Origin of the sequence: Niastella sp. OAS944 (genome assembly GCA_024809215.1) — a bacterium.
In the GTDB taxonomy this organism is placed as follows: Bacteria; Bacteroidota; Bacteroidia; order Chitinophagales; family Chitinophagaceae; genus Niastella.
Genome location: JANUBW010000001.1, coordinates 1,171,705 through 1,186,874, shown reverse-complemented (window position 1 = coordinate 1,186,874; position 15,170 = coordinate 1,171,705). Strand labels below are relative to the sequence as shown.

14 protein-coding genes are annotated in these 15,170 nt (G+C 39.2%); 8 read left to right on the top strand and 6 right to left on the bottom strand.

From position 1 onward, the window contains the following. Positions 1–72: 72 nt before the first annotated feature. Positions 73–3,447 carry a DEAD/DEAH box helicase family protein gene (locus tag GGD38_RS04480; RefSeq protein ID WP_375299218.1) on the bottom strand — a complete coding sequence of 1,125 codons (3,375 nt, stop codon included), beginning with the start codon at positions 3,445–3,447 and terminating at the stop codon, positions 73–75. 148 nt (positions 3,448–3,595) lie between these two features. Between GGD38_RS04480 and GGD38_RS04475 the strand changes: the two genes are divergently transcribed. The 7 genes from GGD38_RS04475 to GGD38_RS04445 all read left to right on the top strand — a co-directional run bounded on the left by GGD38_RS04475 (position 3,596) and on the right by GGD38_RS04445 (position 9,290). After that, positions 3,596–3,856, top strand: a complete 261-nt coding sequence (locus GGD38_RS04475) for a hypothetical protein (protein WP_375299219.1) — start codon at positions 3,596–3,598, stop codon at positions 3,854–3,856. A gap of 54 nt (positions 3,857–3,910) precedes the next feature. Then, complete coding sequence (locus tag GGD38_RS04470; RefSeq protein WP_375299220.1) at positions 3,911–4,246, top strand: hypothetical protein; 336 nt, start codon at positions 3,911–3,913, stop codon at positions 4,244–4,246. A 212-nt stretch (positions 4,247–4,458) separates the two neighbouring features. Then, positions 4,459–5,214, top strand: a complete 756-nt coding sequence (locus tag GGD38_RS04465) for a glycoside hydrolase family 25 protein (protein WP_375299221.1) — start codon at positions 4,459–4,461, stop codon at positions 5,212–5,214. 427 nt (positions 5,215–5,641) lie between these two features. Beyond that, complete coding sequence (locus tag GGD38_RS04460) at positions 5,642–6,589, top strand: hypothetical protein (RefSeq protein WP_375299222.1); 948 nt, start codon at positions 5,642–5,644, stop codon at positions 6,587–6,589. Positions 6,590–6,702: 113 nt separating this feature from the next. Continuing rightward, complete coding sequence (locus GGD38_RS04455) at positions 6,703–7,296, top strand: hypothetical protein (RefSeq protein ID WP_375299223.1); 594 nt, start codon at positions 6,703–6,705, stop codon at positions 7,294–7,296. Positions 7,297–7,350: 54 nt separating this feature from the next. Next, positions 7,351–8,829 carry a hypothetical protein gene (locus GGD38_RS04450; RefSeq protein WP_375299224.1) on the top strand — a complete coding sequence of 493 codons (1,479 nt, stop codon included), beginning with the start codon at positions 7,351–7,353 and terminating at the stop codon, positions 8,827–8,829. Positions 8,830–8,930: 101 nt separating this feature from the next. Then, the gene (locus GGD38_RS04445; RefSeq protein WP_375299225.1) at positions 8,931–9,290 is read left to right on the top strand and encodes a hypothetical protein; all 360 of its coding nucleotides are present in this window, start codon (positions 8,931–8,933) and stop codon (positions 9,288–9,290) included. 24 nt (positions 9,291–9,314) lie between these two features. Here the strand turns inward: GGD38_RS04445 and GGD38_RS04440 are convergent, their stop codons facing one another. After that, positions 9,315–10,394 (bottom strand): alpha/beta hydrolase, encoded by a 1,080-nt coding sequence (locus GGD38_RS04440; protein WP_375299226.1) that lies wholly within the window; start codon positions 10,392–10,394, stop codon positions 9,315–9,317. A gap of 141 nt (positions 10,395–10,535) precedes the next feature. Here GGD38_RS04440 and GGD38_RS04435 point away from each other — a divergent pair, with 141 nt between their 5' ends. After that, positions 10,536–11,288, top strand: a complete 753-nt coding sequence (locus GGD38_RS04435; RefSeq protein WP_375299227.1) for a ThuA domain-containing protein — start codon at positions 10,536–10,538, stop codon at positions 11,286–11,288. Positions 11,289–11,349: 61 nt separating this feature from the next. On the opposite strand, the gene GGD38_RS04430 is transcribed toward GGD38_RS04435, so the two are convergent. The 4 genes from GGD38_RS04430 to GGD38_RS04415 all read right to left on the bottom strand — a co-directional run bounded on the left by GGD38_RS04430 (position 11,350) and on the right by GGD38_RS04415 (position 15,144). Further along, positions 11,350–12,522, bottom strand: a complete 1,173-nt coding sequence (locus tag GGD38_RS04430; RefSeq protein WP_375299228.1) for a hypothetical protein — start codon at positions 12,520–12,522, stop codon at positions 11,350–11,352. Next, a complete protein-coding gene (locus GGD38_RS04425; protein ID WP_375299229.1) occupies positions 12,509–13,501 on the bottom strand; it encodes a DUF2157 domain-containing protein in 993 nt (330 codons plus the stop codon). Before GGD38_RS04425 ends, GGD38_RS04430 begins: the two co-directional genes overlap by 14 nt. Before the next feature lie 113 nt (positions 13,502–13,614). Beyond that, on the bottom strand, positions 13,615–13,956 hold the full coding sequence (locus tag GGD38_RS04420) for a HopJ type III effector protein (RefSeq protein WP_375299230.1): 342 nt from the start codon (positions 13,954–13,956) through the stop codon (positions 13,615–13,617). Positions 13,957–13,992: 36 nt separating this feature from the next. Next, complete coding sequence (locus tag GGD38_RS04415; RefSeq protein ID WP_375299231.1) at positions 13,993–15,144, bottom strand: hypothetical protein; 1,152 nt, start codon at positions 15,142–15,144, stop codon at positions 13,993–13,995. Positions 15,145–15,170: the final 26 nt, after the last annotated feature.

The following is a 15,170-nucleotide window of genomic DNA, read 5'->3' as shown; positions in this document are numbered from 1 at the left end:
AATGAACTGCTTTCAGGTTTGAATCCGGCAGGATTGCTTTGATATGAATGTGGGCATGAAAATGATCCTATTCTATATTAATCTTTGCTCCAGAAAACCTTTCCATACGACAAATCCCTTTTGGGCAGCAGTATAGTCATGCATGATCCTGCTAAAATTTTGATGATCTTTGTTAAGATAATCCTGTTTGCCTGTATTCTTGATTTCATTTAGCACTTCTTCGATTTCACTTAAACCGTTTCGCAAGGCATCCATTGTTTTTTCGAAATGCCATATATAAGTGGCTTCTTCGCTATTTAGCGTCTCCCATACGATATGGTATTTCTTGTCGCCCTGTAATAGAAACAAGAATGAAAAAGGCTGTAATACAAATCTTATTTTCAGTACCGATGAAAGGTGTTGTGTTGCAAGGTATTTAAGATGGTGATAATGTTTTGAATCTTTTACGCTTAAGATATCATCAATTAAATCCTTGTCGGATTTAAACATTTTTCTTAGTGATGGTTGATCTAGCAATGTGTCGGTCGTATGGATGATTGAGCTTTCGTTGTATTGTCCTTTAAAAAGCAGGATTCTCTTTTTTACAAATTCAAAACGAACGCTATCGATAATACCACTGTTAATTTTATTGATGTCTTCAGAGGAGGCAATTGCAGATAATACTTGATTTTCATTGTAACGAATTTCAATTTTCGTGACGATCAATTTCTTCTTCAGAATTTTTATAAAGTAGTCTTTGATTGCTTCAAACTCGGGTCGTATATCAGAGTTTTCAATCTGAAATTTGATGTCCTGACCAAGTTCTTCAATAAACATGGTAAATACTACACAGGCATTTGAAAATTGAATCTTTGAAATGGGTACTTTCATGATTTTTTGAATTACCCATTCAGCCGGTTTCGTTACTGGTTTAAAAATATGTTGCGGAACATTGTCGCTAGATTCCTCTGGTATTTTAGTTGTTGAAGTAATTCTCTTTAGTTCAACAGCGTGCAATAGCCTGGCTGTATCGAGAGATCGGAAGCTTATTTTATCAATAGGCTGGAATTGCAGAGAAATTTGATTACTGTTGCTGAATTCCGGATTGGCTGCATAGTCTATTATTTCTGCTCTGATTTCGCTATTTTCCTCATCATAATTCAATACTCGTATTTTCCATGCTACCTCTGTTTTAAATCTTTCTACTTGTATAGGAAGATCAAGTTGATCTATCCCCAATATAGTGGCATCCGTATTTATAAAAACTTTGTCCTCATTGAAAATAAGCATCAATTCATCTATTCGATGTATTGCTCCTGTTTGTAATAGTTTTTGATAGTACCGGCTTCTTTGTTTGAATAGTTTTTCTAAATAATCCACATGTATGTCCTGGTAATCATAAATAACCGGAACGGCTTCCATGCGTTGAACCCGGCCAAGATATTGAATCATTTTTCCCTCAAATGAAAATGGATATGCCAACACTAAACAATCAAGACTTGGTATATCTGTACCTTCACCCAAAAATTGTCCAGTAGAAATTAGTACCTGAAAATTCCCGGAGTTGATTTGACTGAACTTGGTTTTCTTTACCGATTCAGGATCGTCACCTGAAATGGTAATAACCTCAAATTTAGTTTTGAGGTATTGGTAGAGTGTTTGGATATGTGCTTTCCGTTCAGTTAATACCAGGACTTTTTTCCCGGTATTTACTTCGCTTATGATATCATCTATAATAAGGCGGTTTCTTGATGAATCGTGAATAAGTATCTGGAGCAATGTTTCTGCTTTATCAGTCTTATAATCGAATGGAACCAATAGTTCCGTTTCCCGGATTATTACCGAAACTTTTTTGGAAGCAGCGTTGCTTTGGGTGGGTAATTTCATTTCATGAATTACGTCCCCGATATGAATGAATATTAACTTCTCATCATTATTTTTTCTGATGGGGGTCGCTGTTAATCCATACAAGTAATAACATTGGAAATTTGATATCACTTGTCTGAATGTTTTTGCAGGAACGTGATGACATTCGTCAATAATAATGGTTCCAAAGGATTTAAAAATATCATTAGATGCATTTATACCTGCAAAGCTTTGGATCATGGCAACAGTAATATGTGTTCCTATTTTCTGTTGTCCTTGCGTAATTTTGCCAACGAAAGGTGCTGCGATTCCTAAAAACGACTGAATCCTTTCAACCCATTGATCAAAAAGCTGTTTTCGGTGTACAATTATTAGTGCTGGCTGTTCTTTTTGAGCTATAATAGATAATCCAATGACGGTTTTTCCCGAACCTGGTGGTGCCACAATAACTCCCATTTCTATTTTAGTCGTTGTATCAATCGCCGCTTTCTGATAATCATACAATAATCCTTTAAATGAATATTTTACTTCATTAAGTTTTTTTCGTTCGTCATTTAAGTGATAAGGAATACGCTTTTCTTTGCAGTACAGAAGTAGTTCTCTAACAAATCCTCTTGGAATAAAAATATAACCATCCCGTTCTTCAAGCATTCTGAAGTACGTTTCTGTGCCAAACGTATTTTTACCCAGCTTCTTTTTTATGATATATTCAGCATTGACGAAGTTGAGACTATTTCTTAAAAAATTTACCAGATCTGGACTTAAATGTGCTCGCGGAATTTTTATATTGTTGTTTAACGTGATTTGCAGGTCTGCTGAATTTGATGAAACCGTTTGTATATGTTTATGATCTGAGCCTGTTAATGAATTGTATATCTGTTCTAACTGCAGAATATCCACTTTCTTTATAGTTCGCAAAAATGACCGTTGGTCTGGATAAGGCATATAACTATCCGGATCTATAAAACAGGAATTATTATTATCCACAGCTTTTTTTTGCAATGGTAATGCAATCAGATTGCCGATTCCCTTGCCGGAATGTGAATCCTGGTTAGGAAAAAGCCGATCATAATTAGAGTTTTTATCGAAAGGAGAAATTATGCCCGTTGATTCAAGAATGTGAAGCATGATCTTTCTGCTTTTAAATGCAGGATAGCTATTTTCAAAAAACATCCATACGTGGGCGCCTCGCCCGCTTCGGGAACGTTCAAGATATACAGGTAGCTTATATCTTTCACAGGCATCCATAAATAGCTTCACTTCATCCTGCCAGCTTATTTTTCCAGTTTCGGATTCATCGAAATCAGCTGCTATGAACCACGAATAATTATTTGGTAAAAGCGGATAAAGACCAATCACTTCCTTGCCTGACAAGTGATTCAATAATCTTAATTCAGTTAACTGTGAATAGGACTTATTGGGAAAGTCCTTAAGCGTACCGCCATTTGCTTTATGAATGGCAAATTCATCCCAATTCAAATCATAAGCTGGCATATAACCACTTCGGCCATCTCTTTCCCAACGAATAGCAAACACATCTTGTCTACCTTTGAAAAGAGACATGAAAACATTCAATAATTCATTTGACAATGGTGTCATCATTATTTAGATCGTAAATGCTTTTCGGCTAAATTTAATGTAAACTATCTATTTGCTATTAAGTTGTTATTATTGCTTGTTAAGTTTTTGATTTTTAATCGATTAAATGCTGTTTTGTTTGTTTTAGCCGATTTTTCTTATTATTGCCTAAATGATCTCAGATGAAATCCGTCAAAAACTTCAAAATATCGTTAGAGGAGATGTCCTTGAAGGGCAAGAAGATCATTGCACAGCAATCAGAAATCTCATTTGCCAAAGCTTTGGCTCAAATCCAACTATTAAAAAGGAATTCGAAAGTCGCTCAATTGTCAAAGAAGAACAGGCTCGCTTCATAAAAGCTTGCGCTGAAGATAAAGGACTTTGGATGCAATCCTTGCCAGCAGGTTCTCAATATCTGACGGAGGGAGGATAGTCTAAAATTTATCTGGCCCCAGATCAATTGCATGTTATTTAAAATAATGATGCGGTGTACTATGCCACTTGGCTTGAATACTTTAACAGCCTGGTAATATATAATCTGTTGTTTCCAAATACTGCTTATGAACTTGTCGGTTTTACTGTGGGAAAAGAAGAAGAACTTCGAGCTGTAGTTCTCCAACGTTTCATTGAAGGGGAACAAGCTGACCTGGCCGACATCAAAGATCATTTAATTTTTAATGGATTTGCACACACCAAGCGCCAGGACTACTTTAATACGGAGTTTGGATTGATATTAGAAGATATGCATGATGAAAATGTGATAGCCAGAAATGATGTACTCTTCTTTATTGATACTGTCTTTTATATCACCGAAAGAAAGTAAATCTCATGAAACGATTGGTATTGTAGAAATTTTATCTATCAAATGCTTTTCAATATTCATACGCTTAAGAAATTCCTTTAATTGGTTCGACAATCTGCCGGCGGACTCCACGAAATTGAAGCCTCTGAATTTTCAGGGGCTTTTTTGTTTATAGCTGGGGGGAAATCGAACCTATGTCGATCGTTCTAATAAAAATTATTAGCTTACACGCCATGAAAAAAAATATTGATGTAGTAACCCGTCTTCGTACAACACTGCCTGTTTCACCTCCTGCACTCACCGCAACACAACCCGACCACTTTGATGATCTTCGGAATGTTCCTGGCGGCCAGGCGAATTTTATCAGGGGCATTGATATCTCGCATCATAATGACATTACCGATTGGACTGCAATAAAAAAAGCTAATGTACAGTTCGTGTATATAAAGATCTCTGAAGGCGTAGGTACCCCCGATGAAAAGGCGAAAGCGAATGCGCTTGCTGCCAAAGAAAATGGCCTGCAAATAGGGTATTATCATTTTGGAAGACCCGATAAAAAGAATGACAACACCATTGAGCTTGATGCTACCGCCGAAGCCGCAGAAGTTAAAATCCTGCTCACAGACCTACCAGCTGCCGATCTACCTCTAATGCTTGATCTGGAAGATACCGCTGGTTTTGATTCGTCATTGGCACCCAAAGAATACCTGATATGGGTTGAAACATTCCTGAGTTTTTTCTTAGATCCTGCTAATCCTTCAACAAATCCATTGATCTATAGCAGAAAAGAATACCTGGAAAGAAAATTACCACCCACTCATACACTGGGCACCCGGTATAAATTATGGCTGTCAAGGTATACAGACGATCAAAGCAAAGCAATACCAGCCAAAGGTTGGAACAAATGGCACATCTGGCAATTTTCTGAGAAAGGTGTTTTGGGTACCAACGGCAATCTTGACCTGAACTTAAAAAGGGTCACTGATTGAAAGCTGCTTAAAACACCTCGCGCAACGAAAGATAAATACCGGTAAAGTTTTTGCTTATTCCAACATCTACACAGATATGGTAGGGGAGGTTTTATTGAATTTTTATCCGCAAGCCTGTGTAATGTTTATAGGGTGTTAGTAACGTTTAGTAATAATATTGTAACTTATAGGTTAGAAAAATAAGATCAAGTATAATCTTGATCTGGTGTACGCCATCTGGGTGGTTCTAACGAACTGCCCCTTTTTATGCCTTAAACGCATATTTTGTCGGACAATAGTGATTTTGAATTGTAAAATTTTCTCTTTTATTTAGCGCCTGCTAAAGCAGTTGGGTTAACAGGTTAAAAAGTTGATTCCTTAAAAAGGAAAGACAGGGACCTGTTGACCATTCGATATGTCATTAAAAACAAAAATAGATTCCGTACCTATGAAAAAGCATTTTCTGCTCGCCGTTTCGTGTATAGCGCTTGGATCTGTTTCCCAGGGTCAGCAAACTGTCCTGGAAACCAACAAAAGAAACAATGAATTAATAGAGCCCGCCAGGTTCAAAACTGTATTTCCCTTTTCTTTTACGGAAGGCAGCCAGATAACCGTCACTACTTATTGGGGTAAAGAACGCAAACCTGTACAATTAATATTCGATAATGCGGCGCCCACCTCAGTAGATTCCTACACCAAAAGCAACTTAGCGGATGTACAAGAGACTGGTGAAGGTGATAAAGACCGTTTAATGCCTACCGGCCAGAAGATAACCACTCATTTTTTAGTAGCGCCCAATGTCCAGTTTGGAGATATCAATGTCAGGAACGTAGCATTCCTTTCTACGCCCTATGTTCGTAAAACAGCTTCGGGCCTGCTGGGCAGAAATATCCTGAAGAAAGGGGTATGGAAAATTGACTTTGAGAATAAGATGATCACTTTTGCCAATAGCATCGACTCCATCGGGCCGTTAGATAAAACGGATGAATTACCGGTGAAATTCGACTATTTCGACCGGATTACTGTAAAGATGACAATGGAGAAAAAGATGACTGATGTTTTTGAAGTTGACTTTGGATACAACGGTGCTGTTACTTTGCCTTACAAACAGTTCTCCAAACTGGCGAAGGATGGTTATGTACAAAAAGCGTCAGGCACCGCTACCACTGCTGCCGGTGCAGTAGAAACCAACTATTATATGCTGAAACATGGCGTTCTGACCTTTAAAGATGAGACTTATCTCGACTTCACCATTACTTCTTCTGATGTAATCAAAGACAATTTACTGGGCTTGGGCTTTTTCTCCCAGTTCAAGTATGTGATCATCGATTATGTAAATAAGGCGCTCTACCTGTCACGTGAAAAAGTGGCCAGTTATTATAAAACCAAATTGTAATTGAATCAATCAATAGGCAATTAATTAATATTGTCCGACAAAAATCGGATTAGCTGTAAACCGGAGATCCATAAGGTAATACAGTATAAAATCAATTTATCCGCTATAATTTCATGAATTACCCTACAATATCATTTTTGACTTTATTTTTTGTAGCCTGTTCAACGCCCTATAAAAAGGAAAATAAAAAGATTCAGGAAGACACTGTCTCTATAAATGTAGCTCCCCAGGCAAATAATGCCATTGAAGCAAAATGGCTAACTTATATTGACACTATAAATATGGGTTTCGTGGTTAGTTATAAGTATCCCAAAAACTATGTGTCAGAACATTTTGAAAATGCAGAGTGTATCGGAAAGCAAATTAAACCTATAGATGACGGACCAATGAATACAATGGACTGTAGCATGTGGATGGACGACATAGCAGATGGTAATCTTAGACCAATTGACACTCTTATTCAATATTCGATGGATCAGCTTCATCAAAGTGTTCAGCAATCAAAGGACTCTATCATAATTGCAGATGTAAAAGGCCTTAGCGTATTATTGACTGGTAAAAGCGACAAAAAGAAAGTTTTAAAACAAATGATATACTTTACTAAGTACAACACATTTTTTGAACTTATTAACGACAGCCTTTCAGAACAAGATTTTCAGATGTTCATAAACAGCCTGAAAATCGAAAAAGTGAACTTAATTCAGTAATATTACTTGTATCAGTAAGCCATTCGCTGTACTTTTCCGGCTTAATCCTGTTCTATGAACGAAACTCGTTTTTCCTGGTTAAAAGTATTACCCCTTATTTTCCTTACTGCCCTGGTAACTGCGGGCATTCAAATGTACCACGATCTGTATTACGACTTTAATGCCGGAGCTACCCAATTCGACGGGCTGCAATTCCTGGTCTTCCTTATAAAAAATGCAGTTTTATGGGCTGCTATAGGGCTGGCTTTTCAAGCAGTAAAACCCGCAACCATCGCTTTGGGCGTTTCCCTGGTTATGTATTTTACCGATTTCTTCCTGAATAAGTATTATATCCCGGAGGGATCAGTGGTATTGACCAACCTGCATGCCTTGTTTTTCAATACCGAATTTTTACCAGCGCTGGTATTCGCTTTCATCTGTTTCAAAAAACAGGGTCTCCGGTACTTTTGGCCTGTGTGGGTATTCGCTGTTATTACATCACTGCTGTTTTTTGGCAGTGCTTACCTCGACCGTTCACCTTATAATATATTGTTTCGCTTTATTCGACTGGATGACCTGTTCAGCGTACCTACCGGCGAAAATACGCACCGCGTTTTGAATGTACTAACGTATGTATCTCACCCGGCTATGCAATGTGGTACATATATACTTTATGCAACATGTTATATGGCTGCCATAAACAGAAGTGGCTGGGACCAATTATTTCGCATCGATCTTTCTAACAACTATACCAAACCGGCCGCTCTTATTATTTTCTACGCCTTGCGTTTTCTTATTAACCTGCTGATAGTTGGTTTATTCTCCCATCCGGCAGTCTTTTTATTTCAGAAATACGAGGGGCATTTTAATGGCCATTACGTGTTCATAATGATCCTGGGTATTGTTGGCGCACTGGCTTTTCTGGTGGCCGTAACCCTATATTACCGAAAATTTCTGTTAGAATATTTTAGCAGCAACCAGATAAAGATCTCCTGGTTATATTGGATCGTCAACCTCCCTATTGTGGGCATGCTGGCGTTTCCCTTCGTGTTTCTGTTTGCCCAAACTATTTCAAAGGTGGAAGACAGGACCCGTTTCTTTTATTACGAAGCTCAGCAGGAACAGAAGGAAGGCCCCATCATGTTCATAATGCTGTTATTGAGTTTCATAGGTATGTTGATAGGGGAAGGCTTAGATGTGCTCTACTCATCCTGGACAGTGTGGCTAATTGATTCAGCCATACTGGTAATGTATTGCGTTTCAGTCAGGGGCTATTATTTCCTTCTGGGTACGGGCTGGGTGGCCATGTTGCTTTATTCTGGAATATTAGCAGTGTCAGCCCTGAAGGGTGAAAATTACTTTGGCTCAGCATCGCCTTTTACCAGCAGCAATGCGCCCATGTGGATTACAAGCGCTTTTACTTTCGTACAGTTTGTTGTAATGCTGCCTATCTTCCATATAGAAGTGATCAAAACAGAACAAACCCCCGAAGTAATTGATGAAGCTGAAGGAGAGGCGGAAATGGGTTCGATAGAATTCCCCCCGACTACATGAAATTTAAGCCTCTGATTTTTCAGGGGCTTTTTTGTTACAGCCAAGAAACTAATTGAGCGAATGCCGGCACTCATTATCTTTGTACCACTTAGGCAAACAATATGACATACGAAGAACTGGTAAAAAAGCATCCTGGCTCCCTGGTGGAGAAGATCGTGACAGAAGTATTAAGCAAAGATTCCGTTGAGGTTCACTTTGAAGAGGAGGTGGACGAACAGTGGGCTGTAATAAAAGTGCATATATATGAGGAAGACAAGGAGATGGCGCTCCGGTTACTTTCTGATAACAGATGGATATTGCAGTTCGGATATTACGATGACGAAGATGAATTCATTGAGCTGCTTCAGCCGCTTACTCAGCAGGAAATAGACCTGATTCCCAAAGGGCTTCAAAAGGTTATGCTCAAGGTGGTTGTAAGTGAAGAAGGCATGCGGCTTCCAGGAAATTTTTTGTCCAGGTAGAACTGAGGCGAACGAAAAAAACACTCAGTTTTTTAAGTATCTATTAAAAAACGGTAGCATTTCAGTATATAATCTTCCTTCAAAACCGCCGAGTTTGTTACCGTGGGTACCTAAGTATTCTTCTGCGAAATGATTGATGCCATACGCTTCCAACTTTTTGCTTAGCTCTATGCAGGTGGTGGAAATAAAAGGAATTTCATCATCTCTGCCCCAATCAAGTTTTAGCGCTGTTAGTCTTTTCAGAGCTGCAAGGTGTGTATCGATCATGTTATAAGGGAAGTTAGCTTCCCATTTTTTTAGAATATCAACATTTACTACCATGCTGTCCCCTACATAATGTACAGGTAAATCGATATAAAAAGGCGGTTTCTTTTCATTCGGGGTAAAAGCCCTTGCTAAAACCGTAAATAGAAATGCATAAAAATCTTTGTTGGTTGCAAAATAAGCCCAGGGTAAACTGTCGAAACGGTTAAACAGCTCTTTCTCGTTTTTCGTTTGTTGTATGGTTTTAAAGCCGGGGCTGCCAATATTAAAATAAGGCCCCCAATTTAAGCCGCCGGGGCTCAATGCATATACAGCGCTAAATATATCACTGTACAGCATTCCAATTTTAAGTGCCCCATGTCCACCCATTGAATGCCCCGACAGCCCTCTGCTCCTTCGATCGGCTATTGTTCGAAATTTATTATCTATAAAGTGAACAACATCTTTTGCAATATAATCGGCCCACTTTCCGGTTAATGATGAATTGGTATAAACACTTCCCATGAAACGTGTATAACTGTTTGGCAATACTAATATCATAGGGTTCATTTGGCCCGTAGCAATAGCCGAATCAAATAAATCCTGTAAACGAAATTCAGCCATACAAATACTATCATCTATGGGAAAGCCATGCAGGAAATATATTACCGGGTAACGTTTTTTACTATTGTCGTAACCCGGGGGCAGGTAAATGGTAAGCCTGCGTATACTGTCTTCGCCACCGCGATTACCTTTGATAGACACAGCCAGGAATGTTTCAGTTATAACTTTTCCCCTGGGAATCACTTGTGCAATACCTCTGTGTAGAACAAAGAGACAAAGAATAAGTAAGTATTTCATATGCTGGTATATTCGGAGGGCAGCAAGTATCAATTTATTACTTTTTAAACAATAATTCAAAAAGGTTGCTTTATATCAGTTTTTTATATGTACACCAATTGAACGGGATGTATTATTTTACAGATAATAACCTTGCCATTTATGTACCAACGTTCATTCCTATCCGTTGTCGTCATTGTAATCCTTCTTGCCTTTCAACCTGCCAAACTACGGTTCCGGGTACTGGCGCTGGCAGAAAATGGTGGCCATCATATAGCCTATTCAAAAGCAGCGAAGGTTTGGCTCAATAAGCTGGCGGCCGATAGCAATTTTGCGATCGATTATATTGATAATACCGATAAAATAGATAGCGCTTACCTGTCAACGTATAAGCTGTTCATACAACTCGATTATCCGCCTTATGCCTGGAAACCTGCTGCGGTTAAAGCATTTGAACAATATATAAATGAGGGTAGGGGAGGATGGATAGGTTTTCACCACGCCAGTTTGCTGGGAGAATTTGATGGTTATAAGCTCTGGCCCTGGTTTTACCAGTTTATGGGACAGGTTCTTTTCAAAGACTACATAGCTACATTTGCAGCTGGTGATGTACATGTGGAAGATAGCACGCATCCTGTTTTAAAAGGTGTACCTGCGGTTTTTACAGTGAAAACAGAAGAGTGGTATACCTATGATAAAAGCCCACGCCCTAATGTGCATGTGCTGGCCAATGTAAATGAACGATCTTATGTTCCTGCTTCTAATAAAACAATGGGCGATCATCCTGTTATTTGGACCAACCCTGCATGCAAGGCAAAGAATGTTTACATCTTTATGGGGCACTCACCCGATCTTTTTGAAAATGCTGCTTACCTCACTCTTTTCAGAAATGCGATCTTCTGGGCTGCACAATAAAAAACTTCCCGGCACCTATGCAACGCCGCCTTCATTGAAAGGAAGTAATCCTGCCCCGGGTTTACCAACGATCGGTTGATCCTGCACCGCCGGCGCTACCGCCACCAAAATCAAAACCTTTTTCAGGTTCAACCGGTGTTGCCTGGTTAAAGGTTTCCGTTACTATCAACGATTCAAGATTAAGCAGTCCTTTTAGTTTGGGATCGTTTGGTTCGGCATGTGTAAACCCATGTTTGGGTGGTGTAAGATATTTGGTAATGAAATACGCCAACAAGATCATAATAGTACCGCCTACGCTCAAAGCAATTTCAAGCGGAGCAACATGATGATAGTAGCGAACGGTGAACACAATAGCTGCAACCAGTATTAAACCTGTTCGCAGTAAAATAACATCCCGCTTCTGTAATCCTTTAAGTATATATACAAGGGGAAGTAAAGCAGTGATCACCCAGAATATCCAGCCGCCGGGTATAGATTCGCCCTCTTTCAACTGAAGATCAAACATGCTGTTACTAACTTCTCTCACTACAAAATAATTGCCGGCAACGTACAGTATGATCAGCGCCAGTATTTCAATAAATGTAAAGCAGGGCTTATAATGTCTTAACCTGTAGCTTTTCTTACTTTTTCTTACTGACAGGTATATAAAAAGTGAGAGTGCCATAAGTAAAAAGGGCATCACGTATTTTGCAACATCACCCAGCCTCATAAACCCAAAAAATACAATGCTAAGGAAAGAAAGTAATGCAATACCTGCCATAAGTACGTTCCCGAATCGTAGCAGGAAATAAAACGCGGGTATGAAAACCAGGATCGATTGACCTAAATTGGATGAAACAGGGTCTGCTATTAAGTTAACACCGGCTATAATGAACCCAAGACTAAATAACATCAGACCATCGTCAATACCTGATCGAAAATGTTTTTTATCGTGAATAATAAACTCCAACCCGCCGTAGACCAATAGCCCATAAATAATAGTCATTACTCCAAACCCTTTATCTGAACTGTTCAGGATCATCAGGCAAAATAGGCCATAACCCATAAGAGAAATTACTGCTATAAGCAGAAGTAGTCCTATTCTTATAAATAAATTGGGTGAGTATAGGTTTACCGGATATTTAGCTTGAATACCGGCCACCTCTTCTTTTGAAATAAGATCATTTTGCAAGGCGGTTTTCACCTCCTCCTGTATTAAAAGATTGTCGAGAGATGTATGGTTATAGGCTATCATTATGCTTTAATTTTTTGTTCATCCTAATGAGGAATACAGCTACCCCGGTGGCGGAGAAAATATAATAGAACAGTAAAAGGAATACAAGCCCCATGTCCAAGCCCCTGTCTATAAACATTAATATTCTGGTAATTACATAACTAATGCCTATATACCCGTATATAGTTAGCATCAACAAAAAATAAAAGGAATCGGTTGATAACGCCTGTTTGTAGAAATAGAATACAATGGCTGCCAGGGGCAACAACCAAAGCAAATAGAAGTCATCAAAGACAAACATTCCGGCCAGGCATGCAATGAACAATATATTCATACCGAAGTTGGTATACGTAAAGGCGAAGTGTGCTTTTATGTCTTTCTGTTTGCTGCCCCACGCTATAACTGCAAGCGCCACACCCAAAAGTAATCCGGAGAAAATGATCTCAGGTTCTGCAAAATTATTTGCATGCAGTATATTAAGTGGGGTTATAGCAATACCAGCCCAGGCGGCAAGATTGGTTATTGCCATACTTAAAATACCCAAATGGTCGAAATAATAAGCACAAAAGAACAAAATAACCATAGGGATGAATGTAGCCAAACCGTATGCTGTCCCAAACACAGTGTATTGCACCTGCAGGTAGGTGATAAAGGTTATTAGCGTAAGGCATCCTAATAGGAGAATATAATCGAAAAAGGAATTAGGGGCAGGCACTCTGGTTTTTGCAAAGGGAAGCTTTTTTCGTTCACAATAAAAGAAGCATCCTATGCAAATAAGTCCTATTGCTGTGAGTATAACCTGGTGCCCGATGGTATCGATATTTTTATAGATCAGTATTCCCAGGCCACCTGTTAGCAATAGAATACCGAGATATAAGATCGTTTTCAGTTCCCAATGCAGGGAAAAAAGACCGGAGCGAGCCTTTTGTTTTACTTTTTGAAGAGACCCTTCTGATATCAGGCCTTCCTGTTGTAGTTGTTCAAATAATGGAATGTTCACATGTAAGGGGTTTGGTCAACAACGTAATATATTGTTTTTTATTGATAACGGTTACAAAAGAAAGCGGCTACAAATGCGAGTTTGTAGCCGCTTCTAATAATTCTATCATTGAGTTATTTCGCTGTTAACGCCTGCCCTTCAAAAGCAATACCTGCCCAGCCATTGGCCATAAACTGTCTGATGTTCTGGTGATCGGTTCCAACCGGCGTATTTAATACTGCCCGGTAATGTTCTGCAAATAAGTAAAGGGTATCTTCCTTGCTCAGGTTATTCAACTGCGCAAAAGAAAATACTTTAGCGCTGCCCTGGTTTTGTGTGGCTTCATTGTATACCTCCCCATTTTTAAAGGCAGTAGGTTGATGTGTGTAATACGTTTCTATAAATTCGATCACCTCTTTAAATGTGATGGTATTTGCTTTTAGCTTCGCTATCAAACTGGTCAGTTGCTCTTTCATTGAATTATCCTGATTTAATGCCGCAAAAATAGCCATTTATTGTATGTAAATGCTATTGGCAGTGGCAGGCGTATTCCCATCGGTAAGTTTAAACTCCACACCGTTTTTCCACCATGTTGCAATATAATTATCAGGCACTGTCCATGAATAACCAGCTATATAAACATCGTTTCCCCATACAAAAATGGCATTGGCTACCGAACTCTTTTTTTCTGAAGCAAGTATAGTGGGTAACCCGTTTTTCCAGTACATGGCATGGGAATAGTTGTCGATGTTTTGGTATCCTGCAATATGAATATCGTTTTTGGTAACATAAATACCCCTGGCTTCAGAGCCGCTTATTGAATCGGGAGTAAGGAAGGTAGCCTCACCGTTTTTCCAGAAAATAGCGGTTGAACCGGTAGCGGTTACCTGATAACCCGAAACATATACGTCGTTGTTAGAGGCGAATATGCCAGTGGTAATGGGATAACAAAATCTACCATTTGAGGCTTTATATATCAGCCCTTTTAACAGATCGTTGCGCACCCCATTCTTCCAGTACATTGCAGTATACTCAATATAATGGCTGCCGCCTGCCACGTACACATCGTTGCCGGTAACATGCATGGCACTTACGTAATCGGCATATGTGTTCACCGCGTTGCCATTGTTGAGTAAACCTATACCGCACTGACCGCCGGATAAGGTTTGAGGAAGGCCATTCTTCCATAACGTGGCCACATTACCCGATTTAGGGTATAAGACCGTTGGCGTTGTGTATGGCACATGCGAGGTATCGTTTATGAACCTGCAGGTGCCGGCAACATATACATCATTGTTAGATACAAAAAGAGTATTGACAACTGCATCACCGGTTGAATCGGGTAGAACAACAGTTTCATCGTTTCGCCAGTATACCGGTAATGAACTGTTTGTAGTTGTATTTCTGATCTTATTACCTATAACATATACATTGTTTCCCGAAGCGAATATAGAAGGAGTACCAATGCCATAAATAAACCGCGACTGTTTGTATAAAAAGTGAGGCTCGCCGTTTTTCCAATACATCAGTGAATCACCAACTTTTCCGAGAATATATACATTTACATTCGACGCGTGGCCATCATCCTTACCGGAGTGTTTTTTGCAGGCCGCAAGCGATATTACCAGGCCCCAGGTTATTAATATGAAATATATGCCCTTCATTGGCTAACAGCCTACCCTTACCAAAT

Excerpts from the sequence above, each read along its gene's own strand:
- GGD38_RS04420 (WP_375299230.1), bottom strand. The coding sequence starts at position 13,956 with ATGAAAGAGCAACTGACCAGTTTGATAGCGAAGCTAAAAGCAAATACC.
- GGD38_RS04440 (WP_375299226.1), bottom strand. The coding sequence starts at position 10,394 with ATGAAATACTTACTTATTCTTTGTCTCTTTGTTCTACACAGAGGTATT.
- GGD38_RS04475 (WP_375299219.1), top strand. The coding sequence starts at position 3,596 with ATGATCTCAGATGAAATCCGTCAAAAACTTCAAAATATCGTTAGAGGA.
- GGD38_RS04460 (WP_375299222.1), top strand. The coding sequence starts at position 5,642 with ATGAAAAAGCATTTTCTGCTCGCCGTTTCGTGTATAGCGCTTGGATCT.
- GGD38_RS04480 (WP_375299218.1), bottom strand. The coding sequence starts at position 3,447 with ATGATGACACCATTGTCAAATGAATTATTGAATGTTTTCATGTCTCTT.
- GGD38_RS04450 (WP_375299224.1), top strand. The coding sequence starts at position 7,351 with ATGAACGAAACTCGTTTTTCCTGGTTAAAAGTATTACCCCTTATTTTC.
- GGD38_RS04415 (WP_375299231.1), bottom strand. The coding sequence starts at position 15,144 with ATGAAGGGCATATATTTCATATTAATAACCTGGGGCCTGGTAATATCG.
- GGD38_RS04445 (WP_375299225.1), top strand. The coding sequence starts at position 8,931 with ATGACATACGAAGAACTGGTAAAAAAGCATCCTGGCTCCCTGGTGGAG.
- GGD38_RS04455 (WP_375299223.1), top strand. The coding sequence starts at position 6,703 with ATGAATTACCCTACAATATCATTTTTGACTTTATTTTTTGTAGCCTGT.
- GGD38_RS04430 (WP_375299228.1), bottom strand. The coding sequence starts at position 12,522 with ATGATAGCCTATAACCATACATCTCTCGACAATCTTTTAATACAGGAG.
- GGD38_RS04435 (WP_375299227.1), top strand. The coding sequence starts at position 10,536 with ATGTACCAACGTTCATTCCTATCCGTTGTCGTCATTGTAATCCTTCTT.
- GGD38_RS04465 (WP_375299221.1), top strand. The coding sequence starts at position 4,459 with ATGAAAAAAAATATTGATGTAGTAACCCGTCTTCGTACAACACTGCCT.